General features: G+C 43.0%; 11 protein-coding genes. 7 read left to right on the top strand and 4 right to left on the bottom strand.

All coding sequences use genetic code 11. The features are described from left to right. The first annotated feature begins 54 nt into the window (after positions 1–54). The 5 genes from WFY05_RS01020 to WFY05_RS01000 all read left to right on the top strand — a co-directional run bounded on the left by WFY05_RS01020 (position 55) and on the right by WFY05_RS01000 (position 8,150). Positions 55–1,614 (top strand): FAD-dependent oxidoreductase, encoded by a 1,560-nt coding sequence (locus WFY05_RS01020; RefSeq protein ID WP_340110851.1) that lies wholly within the window; start codon positions 55–57, stop codon positions 1,612–1,614. A gap of 51 nt (positions 1,615–1,665) precedes the next feature. Continuing rightward, on the top strand, positions 1,666–2,772 hold the full coding sequence (locus WFY05_RS01015; RefSeq protein ID WP_340110850.1) for an outer membrane protein assembly factor BamB family protein: 1,107 nt from the start codon (positions 1,666–1,668) through the stop codon (positions 2,770–2,772). Positions 2,773–2,842: 70 nt separating this feature from the next. Beyond that, a complete protein-coding gene (locus WFY05_RS01010; RefSeq protein ID WP_340110849.1) occupies positions 2,843–4,129 on the top strand; it encodes a glycosyltransferase family 4 protein in 1,287 nt (428 codons plus the stop codon). A 50-nt stretch (positions 4,130–4,179) separates the two neighbouring features. Then, positions 4,180–4,851 (top strand): ABC transporter ATP-binding protein, encoded by a 672-nt coding sequence (locus WFY05_RS01005; protein ID WP_340110848.1) that lies wholly within the window; start codon positions 4,180–4,182, stop codon positions 4,849–4,851. 38 nt (positions 4,852–4,889) lie between these two features. Next, positions 4,890–8,150, top strand: a complete 3,261-nt coding sequence (locus tag WFY05_RS01000) for an FtsX-like permease family protein (RefSeq protein ID WP_340110847.1) — start codon at positions 4,890–4,892, stop codon at positions 8,148–8,150. Here WFY05_RS01000 and WFY05_RS00995 read toward each other — a convergent pair. Both WFY05_RS00995 and WFY05_RS00990 read right to left on the bottom strand, forming a co-directional pair. After that, positions 8,147–8,479 carry a type II toxin-antitoxin system PemK/MazF family toxin gene (locus tag WFY05_RS00995; protein WP_340110846.1) on the bottom strand — a complete coding sequence of 111 codons (333 nt, stop codon included), beginning with the start codon at positions 8,477–8,479 and terminating at the stop codon, positions 8,147–8,149. The two genes, WFY05_RS01000 and WFY05_RS00995, sit on opposite strands and share 4 nt — an antisense overlap. Next, positions 8,466–8,738: a CopG family transcriptional regulator gene (locus WFY05_RS00990; protein ID WP_340110845.1), complete on the bottom strand. Its 273-nt coding sequence runs from the start codon at positions 8,736–8,738 to the stop codon at positions 8,466–8,468. Before WFY05_RS00990 ends, WFY05_RS00995 begins: the two co-directional genes overlap by 14 nt. Before the next feature lie 232 nt (positions 8,739–8,970). Here WFY05_RS00990 and WFY05_RS00985 point away from each other — a divergent pair, with 232 nt between their 5' ends. Continuing rightward, positions 8,971–10,272, top strand: coding sequence for an NAD(P)/FAD-dependent oxidoreductase (locus tag WFY05_RS00985; protein WP_340110844.1), 1,302 nt, complete (start codon positions 8,971–8,973; stop codon positions 10,270–10,272). A gap of 68 nt (positions 10,273–10,340) precedes the next feature. Beyond that, complete coding sequence (locus WFY05_RS00980; RefSeq protein ID WP_340110843.1) at positions 10,341–10,817, top strand: nucleoside deaminase; 477 nt, start codon at positions 10,341–10,343, stop codon at positions 10,815–10,817. A gap of 17 nt (positions 10,818–10,834) precedes the next feature. On the opposite strand, the gene WFY05_RS00975 is transcribed toward WFY05_RS00980, so the two are convergent. Continuing rightward, entirely contained in the window at positions 10,835–11,563 is a 729-nt protein-coding gene (locus tag WFY05_RS00975; protein ID WP_340110842.1) for a proteasome-type protease, read from the bottom strand. After that, on the bottom strand, positions 11,560–12,417 hold the full coding sequence (locus WFY05_RS00970) for a transglutaminase domain-containing protein (RefSeq protein ID WP_340110841.1): 858 nt from the start codon (positions 12,415–12,417) through the stop codon (positions 11,560–11,562). The genes WFY05_RS00975 and WFY05_RS00970 overlap by 4 nt, the downstream gene beginning before the upstream one ends. Position 12,418 lies beyond the last annotated feature (1 nt).

Raw genomic sequence — 12,418 nt, 5'->3', positions numbered from 1 at the left:
TATAAAATCAAAGTGATCAAGCAGCAGGAACCGAGTATCTAGTATTATGAAAAAATGATCAAACTAAAAATAAATAACAAAGAAATTCAGATTGAAGAAGGCACGTCGGTGATGAAAGCTGCACAGTCTTTGGGCATCGACATCCCGAATCTATGCTGGCACGACGAACTGGAGCATGTTACTTCCTGCATGTTGTGTATGGTAAAAGATCACGCAACAGGTAAGTTGCTGCCGTCGTGCTCGATAAATGTGGTTGACGGAATGGATATCGATACCGGAAATGCGGAGGTGACAGAATCGAGGAAAACAGCCCTTGAATTGTTGTTGAGCGAACATGTTGGCGATTGCGAAGCACCTTGTCAGGTGGCTTGTCCGGCGCACATGGACATTCCAAAGATGAACCGCTTGATTGCTGCCGATAAATTGGATGAGGCTCTGAAAGTTGTAAAAAAAGATATTGTCCTGCCCGCTGTTTTGGGCCGTATTTGCCCGGCACCCTGCGAAGGAGCATGCCACCGTAAAACAGTGGATGAACCGGTTTCAATTTGTCTTTTGAAACGCATTGTCGGAGACGATGGTATTGAACCGGATTTATTTGGAATAGAAAAATCAGGTAAAAAAGTTGCGGTTGTTGGAGCAGGTCCTGCCGGATTAGCAGCGGCTTATTACCTTCAATTAAAAGGAATTCAGGTAGCACTGTTTGATCAAAACGAAAAAGCTGGTGGATTGCTTCGAACTGAGATCGATGACGAAATTCTGCCTAAAAAGGTACTCGATAAAGAAATCGATGCCATCCTGAAAACAGGTGTTGAATTTCATGGAGGAAAAGCTATTGCAGTGCAGGAATTCGAACAGTTTAAAAAAGAATACGATGCGATTGTGGTGGCTACCGGCGCAATTTCAGAAAACGCAGAAATTTTTGGACTCAAATCAAATCCCAAAGGAATTGCTGTCGATCGCTCAAACTATCAAACTTCCGATGAGAAGTTGTTTGCGGTTGGAAATGTTTTGCGTTCGTCGCGTTTGGCGGTGCGCTCGGTAGGGCAGGGAAAAGAAGTGGCTTTTTCGGTGTTGCAGTTCCTCGATAATCAGGAAATCAAAGGTGAACCACGCCTGTTCAATTCACGGTTTGGCAGATTAGTAGCGGAAGAATTTGCAGAATATTTAAAAGAATCCGTTCCCGGGAAAAGAACATTCCCTAAAGATGGTGGGCATACAGGCTTTACAAAAGAAGAAGCAATTGCCGAAGCCAAACGTTGCCTGCATTGCGATTGCCGCGCCATCGATGATTGTAAATTGCGTCAGTATTCCGATCAGTATCAGGTCGATCAGAAACGTTTTAAAACCAGCGACAGACGAAGTATTACCAAACAAATCAATCACGTATCGGTGATTTACGAACCGCAAAAATGCATTAAATGCGGTATTTGTGTGCGCTTAACGGAAAAGTATTCCGAGCGATTTGGTTTTTCGTATGTTGGAAGAGGTTTTGATGTGGAAATTGGTGTACCTTTTCAGGAAGCTTTGGATAAAGGCTTGACTGAAACCGCCGAGAAAGTGGCTAAGAGTTGCCCTACCGGTGCTATAAGTTTGAAAGAAATGAATGATGATTAACGATTTTCATATTTTTGATTTTCATTCTACAATCTTTATAAAAAAGGTGTTATGAAGTATTGGATAGTAGTTGTTTTAATAATCCTGAGTTTTGGGGCGAATGCTCAACCCACTTCTTCATGGCCTATTTTTCGTGGCGACCAGAAACTGAACGGCGTCTCTAAAAGCACTATTCCCGATTCACCTGAATTGCTATGGACTTTCCAAACTGATGACAATATAAAATCGGCACCGGTTGTTGCTGGGGATAAAGTGGTGATCGGTTCCACCGATGGATTTGTTTACTGCCTGGATACAGAGGGGAAGTTGCTTTGGAAATTCGAAACCAATAATTCCATTGAAGCTCCGGCTTTGATTTTGGATAAAACCGTCTACATCGGCAACCTGGACGGAATGTTGTATGCCATTGAACTGGAAACCGGAAAGAAACTGTGGGAATACGAATGCGAAAACCAGATCATTGGTTCGGCCAACTGGTGGAAGTCGGGTGATAAGGTTCGTATTGTGGTAGGAAGTTACGATTATTACCTGCACTGTGTAGATGCGAAAACGGGTGAAGGTCTCTGGAAATATGAATCTGATAATTTTATAAACGGTGCTGCTGCCTGCGAGGATGGAATGGCCATGTTTGGTGGTTGCGATGGCTATTTACACATGGTTGATATTGCAACTGGAAAGCTGGTGAAAAAGATAGATGTGGCCACTTATGTTGCTAACTCGGTAGCAGTGGAAAAAGATAAAGCTTACATAGGCGATTACGATGGCCGTTTTTTTCAGGTCGATTTAAAAGACGATCGTACGACATGGGTGTGGGAACACGAAAAAACCAAACTACAGTTTATTGCTTCTCCCGCTATAATCGGAGATAAAGTCGTAACGGCCAACTATAATAAATTCCTGTACTGTTTTAATAAGAATACGGGAGAAATGTACTGGGAGTACAATACCGGTCGGCATGTGGAAGCGTCGCCGCTGATTGTTCAGGATAAAGTGATCGTAGCCAATATGCGTGGCGATCTGGCGATTGTGAACCTATCGGATGGTAAACTTGTCTGGAAATATGAGATTGGCGGCCAGATCATTAGCAATCCTGCTGTGGCTGACGGGAAGATTTATGTGGGGGCGTACGACGGGAATGTGTATTGTTTTGGAAAATAGTTAGAGAAAGAAGTGAGAAATAAATGAATTTTCCTTCTGCTTCTTTCTTCGTACTTCTAACCTAAAGAATATGAATATTATTCAGATCATACCCGGTTCGGGCGGTAGTTTTTATTGCGGAAACTGCCTGCGCGACAGCAAATATTTTAATGCGCTTCGGGCAGAAGGACATCAGGTGACCAAAATTCCGATGTATTTGCCCCTGTTTGCCGACGAGCACGACATTTCAGATATCCCGATTTTTTACGGTGCAATAAGTACTTACCTGAAACAACTGTATCCCGTTTTCCGGAAAGCACCGGCCTGGTTCGATCGTCTGCTGAATTCAAGGCCTATGATGAAGCTGGCAGCCTCGATGGCCGGCTCCACAAATGCTAAAGGGCTGGAAGATATGACCCTTTCGATGCTTCTGGGGGAAGAAGGAGAACAAAAAGACGAACTCTACCATATGGTCAACTGGATTGCGGAGCATTGCAAGCCCGATATTATTCATATCTCGAATGCCCTGTTATTGGGATTGGCCCGCAGGTTAAAAGAGAAAATAGGCGTTCCTGTCGTTTGTACCTTGCAGGATGAAGATGTGTGGATCGATCCGATGCAGCAGCAGTTTCAGAAAAAAATTTGGAAGCTGATGCATGAGCGGTCGAATGACGTTGATATGCTGGTATCGGTGAGTGATTTTTTTGCCGGGGTGATGAAAGAACGCATGGAGCTTTCGGATGATCAGTTGAAAACCATACATCTTGGAGTGGATGTGGAAGATTATGAATATTTATCGGTAAAGGAAAAGCCACGTAATGTCGGGTACATTTCAAGGATGTGCCATAAGGATGGTTTTGACATTGTGGTGGATGCCTTTATCAAACTAAAGCAGAAACCGGGTTTTGAAGATGTGAAGCTGATTGCAACCGGCGGTTCAACCGGCGATGACACAAAATTCAACAAAGAACAAAAACGTAAATTAAAGGAGAACAACCTTTGGGAAGCTTTTGAAATTGTGCCGGATTTTGAAGGCAAAGAAGTCAATGATTTTTTCAAAAAGGTACAGATGATCACAGTGCCAGTTCGTATTGGCGAGGCTTTCGGAATGTACATGATTGAAGCTATGGCCTCAGGAGTCCCGGTGGTGCAGCCCGCGCTTGGAGCCTTTCCCGAGATCATAAAACTGTCAGGTGGCGGTGTGACCTACATGCCCAATACTCCTATAAAACTGAGCGAAGCCTGGAGCGAACTGTTAACTGATCCGGAAAAACTGGAAAAGCTTAGCAGAGATGGTTACGAAGGCACAACAAAGAAGTTCAATATTCACAACCACGCCAAAGAAATTATAACTTTATACGAAAGTTTGCGTCAGTAATCATTGCGAGCGTTGCGCTACTTTGCGCCCTTTGCGGTTAACTTAAACAGATGTTACTACAACTAAAAAATATATCAAAAGGATACGGAGAGCCCGGCACACATAGTTTTCGACCAGTGCTTGATAAACTAAATCTGGAAATCAAAAAGGGAGAAAGATTGTCGATTGTCGGACCAAGCGGATCGGGGAAAACAACTTTATTAAACCTGATAGGGGCACTCGATTTACCCGATGCTGGAGAGGTGATTTTTAATGGAAGTGACCTGACTTCTTATTCAAAAGATCGGCTGGCGACATTTCGAAATCAGAACCTGGGATTTGTGTTTCAACTCCATCATTTAATGCCGCAACTCACTCTGATGGAAAATATTCTATTGCCGGTTCTGGCGCATGGAAAGACATCGAAAGACGATAAAAACTGGGCAGAGCATCTGGTTAGAAAAGTGGGAGTTTGGGAGCAGCGCAATCAAAAACCTGCGGAAATGTCGGGAGGCGAATGCCAGCGGACAGCAGTAGTAAGGGCATTGATCAATAAGCCCGAACTTATTCTGGCAGATGAGCCAACGGGTGCATTGGATGAAGAGAATGCCACAGCCCTCACTGATTTGTTGCTTGAACTGAGCGCCGAGGAAGGGGTGACTCTCGTTACTGTTACGCATTCTGCTGAAATGGCAAATAAGATGGAGCGAAAACTGACTTTAAAAAACGGGCAATTACATTGAACCCATTCACGCATTCGTGGGAATGACTAAAGATGATTATGACCAGACTACAATTTGTAATAAAATCATTTATTCATTATTTAAGGGCAAACCTGCTGGTGGCGCTGGGTGTGGTGATCAGTACCATGGTACTGACAGGCTCACTGGTTATTGGCGATTCGGTCCGATACAGTCTAACTCAGGCAACTTTTTACCGATTGGGTGAAACAACACACCAGGTGGCAGCAACAGATCGGTATTTCAGGCAGGAAATGGCTGCGGAAATGGAAGCGAATCAACCCGGACTCATAGCTTCACCGATTTTGCAGCTGGAAGGATTGGCAGTGGCCGATGGTGGCCAGTGGCGTGCAAACAAGGTGCAGGTAGTTGGCGTTGATAGAGATTTTCAGGAGATATCAAATTCTCCTGTTTTGACAGAACTGAATGATAACCAGATTGCTGTTAGCAGGAATTTAGCGGAGAAGCTTCAGGTCAGGGAAGGAGACAACATTCTTGTTCGAATAAAAAAGGCCAGTTTGATTCCGATGAATGCGCCTTTTGTCTCGGACGAAGAGACAACAGTTTCTTTGCGTGCCGAAGTGAAGGTAGTATTGGGTAAAACTCAGCTAGGACGTTTCAGCCTGAAGAATTCGCAGACAGCACCTTACAATATTTTTCTGTCGATTGAACGGTTGAATAAGCTAATGGAATTCGAAGGTAAGGCCAATCGGATTCTGGTAGTGAGCGATCTGAATAACTCAGAAGTATTAAAATCGGTCAACCAATCTCTGACTCCTTCTGATGCCGGATTGCAACTAAAAACACTTACTAAATCCGGTGAAAAAGAAATAGCTACCGAGCGGGTATTTATGGAGGAAAAGGTGGCAGAAACACTCCAAAAATTGCCGGGAGCACAATCCGTTCTGACTTATTTTGTAAATGAAATTTCGAAACTTGAATCCGGAACTCCGGAAACTAAAGTCGGAATTCCTTACTCCTTTGCATCTAACATTCAGTATGGTCTTGGATTCAATGATATTGTGCTTAACCGATGGGCCGCTGATGATTTGGGAGCCGTTGTTGGAGACTCAATTAAACTCAAATATTTCGAGATCGGACCGTTGCGAAAACTGATTGAAAAAGAATCGGTTTTTATGTTGCAACACGTCATTGGAATGAATTCGGAACTTTGTGATCCGGAGCGTGTCCCGCATCTGCCTGGACTTTCGGATGCCGGTCATTGCCGCGAATGGGAAGCTGGAGTTCCCATTGATCTGGATGCGATTCGTGACAAAGATGAGGTCTATTGGAACGAGTACAAGGGAACACCAAAAGCTTTTGTATCGACGGAAAAAGCCGTAAAAATGTGGTCGAATCGATTTGGGAGTTATACCGCGATGCGTTATCCTGAGGCTACATTTAGTAAGGAACAGTATTTTCAGGTGTTCAAACAAAATATTACAGCCACCGACCTCGGGATGTTAATTGAGCCGGTTAGAAAGGAAGGAGTAGAAGCTGCACAGAACGGCACCGATTTTAGCGGATTGTTTATTGGCCTCAGTTTCTTTATCCTGATTGCTGCAGTAATCTTAACAGCCTTGTTGTTCCGGCTGAATCTTGAAAACCGTTCGACACAAGTGGGTTTGCTTGCCGCTGTTGGTTTCAGGCAAAAACATATCAGGCGTTTTTATATCTCCGAAGGATTGGTAACAGCTATTGCTGGAGCCATTGTTGGAGTTCTCGTTTCGGTTGTTTATACAAAGTTGGTTTTTCGTGTGTTGAATACTTTATGGTTCGATATTGTTCGGACAAATGTTTTGGAAATTAAGATATTACCATCGACGCTGGTTGTTGGGATGTTGCTTAGTGTGCTGGTGTCGCTGCTTGCTATTTTTATATCCCTTCGCCAGTTTCAAAAAAAGAAAATTGTCGAACTTCAAAAGTCGGTAACAAAAAGAAGAGGTAAAAAGTCAGGCCTCATCTACGATGTTTTCATGTGGATTTCATTTGTGGCTGTTGCAGTTATTTTGGCCCTGCAGTTCACTGCCGACCAACTTGAATCTACCATGTTTTTCATCCTGGGAGCTCTTCTGCTGAGTGGATTTTTGTTTTTGTTTCGTAAAATTCTTGTGCGAATTGAGAACAGCAAAAGAACAGATCTCAGCATGAATACGTTGACACAAGCTAATCTGAGTCGTAATCTGAGTCGTTCATTAACCGTTGTGATCTTATTTGCACTGGGCACTTTTATTGTGGTTTCCACCGGATCGAATAAACTCGATCTTTTTGCCAATGCCGATGATCAGTCGAGTGGAACCGGTGGTTTCCTCTACTTTGCAGAGACAACCGTTCCTGTTCTTTTTGATGTAAATAATGAGCAGAAAAAGGAAGAAGAAGGGATTTATGAAGACTTTAGTCTTTTGCAATTTCGTAAAGTGGAAGGCGACGATGCCAGCTGCCTGAATTTGAATCGCATTGCACAGCCCGCCATTTTAGGAGTTGATCCGGCTGATCTCGCCGGCAGATTTTCATTCGCTGTAAAACAAAAGGAGTTGGATGGCGATCCGTGGCTGAATCTGGATCAGGATTTCGGGGATGGAACAATTCCTGCCATTGCCGACCAAACCGTTATTCAGTGGGGGTTACAGAAAAAAGTGGGTGATGTGTTGGAATACCAGAATGAGTTGGGCGACACCATCCGTTTAAAACTGGTTGCCGGAACTACCCCTTCCATTTTTCAGGGCTATGTTCTGATCTCAAATCAACAATTTCTGAGAAATTACCCAAGCAGTAGCGGCTCAAATGTGTTTTTGGTAGACGGTGACCGGGAAAATGAACAGGCCATTGGAGACGAGCTGCAATCAGTATTTCGCGATTATGGCTGGGAGATGGAACTGGCCGCAAAACGATTGGTTGAATTTTATTCGGTAACCAATACTTACCTGTCGATATTTTTGGCTTTAGGTACGCTCGGATTGATACTGGGAACAATTGGTCTAGCCGTTATTCTCGCACGAACCATTCTTGAACGACGCCGCGAATTGGCGATGCTGCAGGCGATCGGATTTCGGATCAATACCATTTTTAGAATGCTGGTGGACGAATACCTGACGCTGCTTTTAACAGGCGTGATAATCGGTTTTGCAACAGCGGTAATTGCTACCTTGCCATCGTTTTTATCTACAAATACCGATGTTTCTATTTCAACCGTTGTGCTGGTTGTAGTATTAATTCTCATAAATGGGATCGTTTGGATTACCGGCCTGAGTTGGTTTTCGCTTCAAAAGAAACAGTTGGTTACAGGTTTAAGAGTGGATTAGTATCTTAGAATATCATTCAATCCTAGTTTAATTTCAGCCAGTTGTTTTTCGGTAATTCCCCCGATTTTTTTCACGAGTCTTTCTTTCGATACCGAACGAATATGAAAAGTGAGCAATTCCGATGGCTTTGAAAGTTGATTGATGCTGTCCGGTTCCAAAATCAAATTTCCTTTGTAACCTTTTATTTTTGAAGTAAACAGGCAAACAATTACAATTGGCATGTATTCATTCAATACATTTCCGCTTACAATTACCACCGGACGCATACCCTTTTGCTCACTGCCTTTAACCGGATTTAAATCAGCAAGCCAGATTTCATTTTGTTTCATCGCCAAGTTGCTTAAAGTAATCTTCCATGCCTTCTTCTGCAATCTCAAGTATGCTCTCGTCAGCTGCAGCTTGTTTATACGATTTTATATACTCAGCCCTTGTTAGCTGGTCGAGGTAGATTTGCAGGGCTGTTTCAATGATCTTATTTTTTGGCATGGCAAGTTTTTGAGCCATTTGATTGAGTCGGTCCAAAATTTCGTCGGGTAAAGTACTTGTAAATGTTGTTATATTTATTGAAGTTGTATTTGTACTATTCAAATATAAATCATATTTATAAATAATAAAAGTCAATTAAAAGATGGTAATTATTGAGAAGATTACCGAGAAGAAAAATATCTAAGATTATAAAAGAGTTGAATCGAACGTTTGGAATATAGTGTTTTGATGCCAAAATGTTTCTGAATTCCGGTCAATGTAAACAAATCGTTGCCTTCCGCTTTAACTAAGAACTTTCCATCTAAGCATTTGTTTCACTAGAAAATTACAGATTATGCCTGTTAACATTCCTAAAACGGATCAGCCTCGTGTTGTGATTATTGGAGCCGGTTTTGCCGGCCTAAAGCTGGCCCGTAAATTATACAAACACAATTTTCAGGTTGCGTTGATCGACCGGAATAATTACCATCAGTTTCAGCCGCTTTTTTATCAGGTTGCTACTTCCGGCCTCGAACCAAGCTCCATATCTTTTCCTTTAAGAAAAGTTTTTCAAAACATTAAAAATGTGTTTATCCGGATTGCCGATGTAAAAAAAATAATGCCCGACGAGAAAATGATCGATACCACACTGGGAACGGTTTGGTACGATTACTTGGTGATTGCTACGGGTGCAACCACTAACTTTTTTGGAATGGAAAGTTTCATGAAAAACGGTATTCCGATGAAATCGGTATCGGAGGCACTTTTTTTAAGAAACACGCTACTCGAGAATTTTGAACGTGCAGTAACAAGGCTCGATAAAGAAGAGAAACGCCGCTTGTTGAATGTGGTGGTGGTTGGCGGCGGACCAACTGGAGTTGAAGTTTGTGGTGCGCTGGCCGAAATGCGCAAGTTTGTTCTTCCCAAAGATTATCCCGAAATGGATTTTAACAACATGACCATTACCCTCGTGGAAGCTAATACACATCTTTTGCACGGTATGAGCCCGGAAGCAGGTGACAAAGCAGTTAGTTATTTAAAGGGGTTGGATGTAGAAGTAAAACTCAATCACAAGGTGTTGAATTACGATGGGGAGGAAGTTGAGTTGGAGGATAAAGAAAACTTTCAGACCAATACGCTGATCTGGGCTGCCGGCGTTAAAGGACAGATGCCTGACGGAGTAGATCCTGACTTTGTGGTGCGGGGAAATCGGATAAAAGTAAATAGCTTTCATCAGTTGGAAGGACATGATGATATTTTTGCCATCGGCGACATTGCATACATGGAGACTGAAAAGTATCCGCAGGGGCATCCGCAGGTAGCACAGGTAGCCTTGCAGCAGGCCAAAAATCTAGCAAAAAACCTGCTGAATATACAAAGCGAAAAAGCGCAGGCTCCTTTTGAATACAAGGACAAAGGTTCGATGGCTACGGTTGGCCGGAATCGTGCGGTGGTTGATTTGCCGAATCTGAGATTTGCAGGTTTCCCGGCATGGATGGTTTGGATGTTTGTACACCTGATGTCGATCGTTGGAGTGAAAAATCGCCTGGTAATTTTTATCAATTGGTTGTGGAATTACATGACATATGACCAATCGTTGCGTTTGATTCTCCGGCCGTCATCAAGGAGTGTGGAGAAACAAAAGCGTAATGAATAAGTACCTGTTTCTTGTTTTTTCTGCGCCGTGGTGCTAACTTTAATCACCTACAAACATTCAGAAATGTTATGACAGCATCGGACAGAAAATTTATGCGTGCAGCCATACAATTGGCCGAAAAAGGTATGAAGATGAATGCAGGAGGACCTTTTGGAGCTGTGGTTGTAAAAAATGGCGAAATCATTGCCGAAGGATTTAACCGTGTTACGTCGTATAACGACCCGACAGCACATGCCGAAATTATTGCCATTCGTGAGGCTTGCAGAAAGCTGGGAACTTTTCAGCTCGACGATTGTGAGATCTATACTTCCTGTGAACCTTGTCCGATGTGTTTGGGCGCCATTTACTGGGCCCGACCTAAGAAGATCTATTACGCTTGTACCCGCGAAGATGCCGCTTCAGCGAATTTCGACGATCAGTTTATTTACGACGAACTCGAACTAAAAATTGACGAACGCCGGGTAGATTTCGAAAACATCATACGGGAAGAAGGGCTTTATTTATTTTCGAACTGGATCAATAAGAACGATAAAAAAGAATATTGATGGAAAGTTCCGGTGATCTAACTTCCATTTGGAAGAATGCCGGTGGTCCAGTCGTCAGGAATCTCACGAACGGCCTCCGTAAGTTTATTTCCCCACAAATGCGAAATCTCAGCAAGATCTTTTTCGTCGAGACGTTTTACTATCAATTCGTTGCTGTCTTTTGGGTAAATAATTACATCGATCGGATATCCTACGTCGTTGGCAGAAACACGTGTTGAATCAAAAGATAAAAATCCTGTTTTCAGAGCGAATCTAAGGCTCGACTCGTAATAGTTAATTGTGCGGCGCAGTACCGGAGTGCCGTAGCCAGAGTTACCAATAATGGTAAAAGGATATCCTTTTCCAATCTCAATCCAGTTTCCCTGTGGGTATATCAGGTAGAGCTTTTGCTCATCGTCACCATCAAGTTTTCCACCCATTATAGTGTTGATATTGAATTCGATACCACTTTCATCGAGCGTTTTTTTATCCTCGGCAGCCACTCGCTTTATTTGATCGCCCAGTGCATTAACAACCTGGTACATGTGATTCATGCCTTCGAGTTTCTCCTTCATTTCTTCAGAGAAATAGGTCAGTGTTTTATCGCGAACCGAGCGTAATCCCGAGGTCATCAGGAAAATATGATGATCGCCTTTACTATATATTTTGTATTTTTTTGCTGTAATGGTCTGGTTGCCTGAAGTGATCAGGGTGTCGCTAAGCGCCACCAGTCCGTCTTTGAGTCTGATTCCTAAACAATAAGTCATTGGTTACATTCTATGTTTTGTTCCTGCACTAATACTTCGTAGCTGGTTTGGTTGTATCCGGCTCCTTTTATAATTCCTTTAAGTGTTGTACAATCGCCTATATTTTGTCCATGCGCAATTTTTATGTAGTGATGATCCTCCAACAAATTGTTTGTCGGATCAAATCCAATCCATCCCACGCCTGGTATCAAAGCTTCAATCCAGGCGTGTACGGCTCCGGCACCGATCACATCGCTACCCTGATTGAGATAACCGCTCACATAGCGGGTAGGTATTTTGTTTCTACGCAGAATGGCTGCCATCATGTGGGCAAGATCCTGACACACTCCCCGCTTCTCGGCTAATGTTTCTGTCAGCAAACGGTGAGGATCTATTACCCGGTTGTCGTATTCAATTTCTTCGTGAATAAAACGGTTAACCCGCTGCACAAAATTAAAGGTCGTTTCTTCAGCTTCCCTTCGTGGAAACTGATAGCCTTCCGGCAAGCGGGTGGCATCACTTTCACTAAGGAACAGGTAATTGTCAATCAGGTATTCATCCGATTGCAGGATCGTGGATTCTTCCTTCCACGGAATGGGGTGAAAGTCAAATGGATTGGTTTCAGTTTTGTGCACATTTGCCCGGAGATTAAAAGAGAAACTGTCACCAATATCTTTCAGTCTGAATCTCAGAAAATCAAATCCAAAGAAATTTTGTCCGGTATAGTAGGACGAGTTGGGTTCGAATGTAAACTCAAGATTCTCGACCCTCTGATTCTCAAGGTTGGCCGGGAAAACCATGAATTCCAGTAAAGCATCGCGCACTTTCGAGGAATATTGGTTCCTGGTATTGTACGTAATTTGATAAACTGGCATT

Origin of the sequence: Maribellus mangrovi, assembly GCF_037646455.1 — a bacterium.
In the GTDB taxonomy this organism is placed as follows: Bacteria; Bacteroidota; Bacteroidia; order Bacteroidales; family Prolixibacteraceae; genus Draconibacterium; species Draconibacterium mangrovi_A.
The sequence above is the reverse complement of the archived record's forward strand: the minus strand, read 5'-3'. Positions and strand labels throughout refer to the sequence as shown.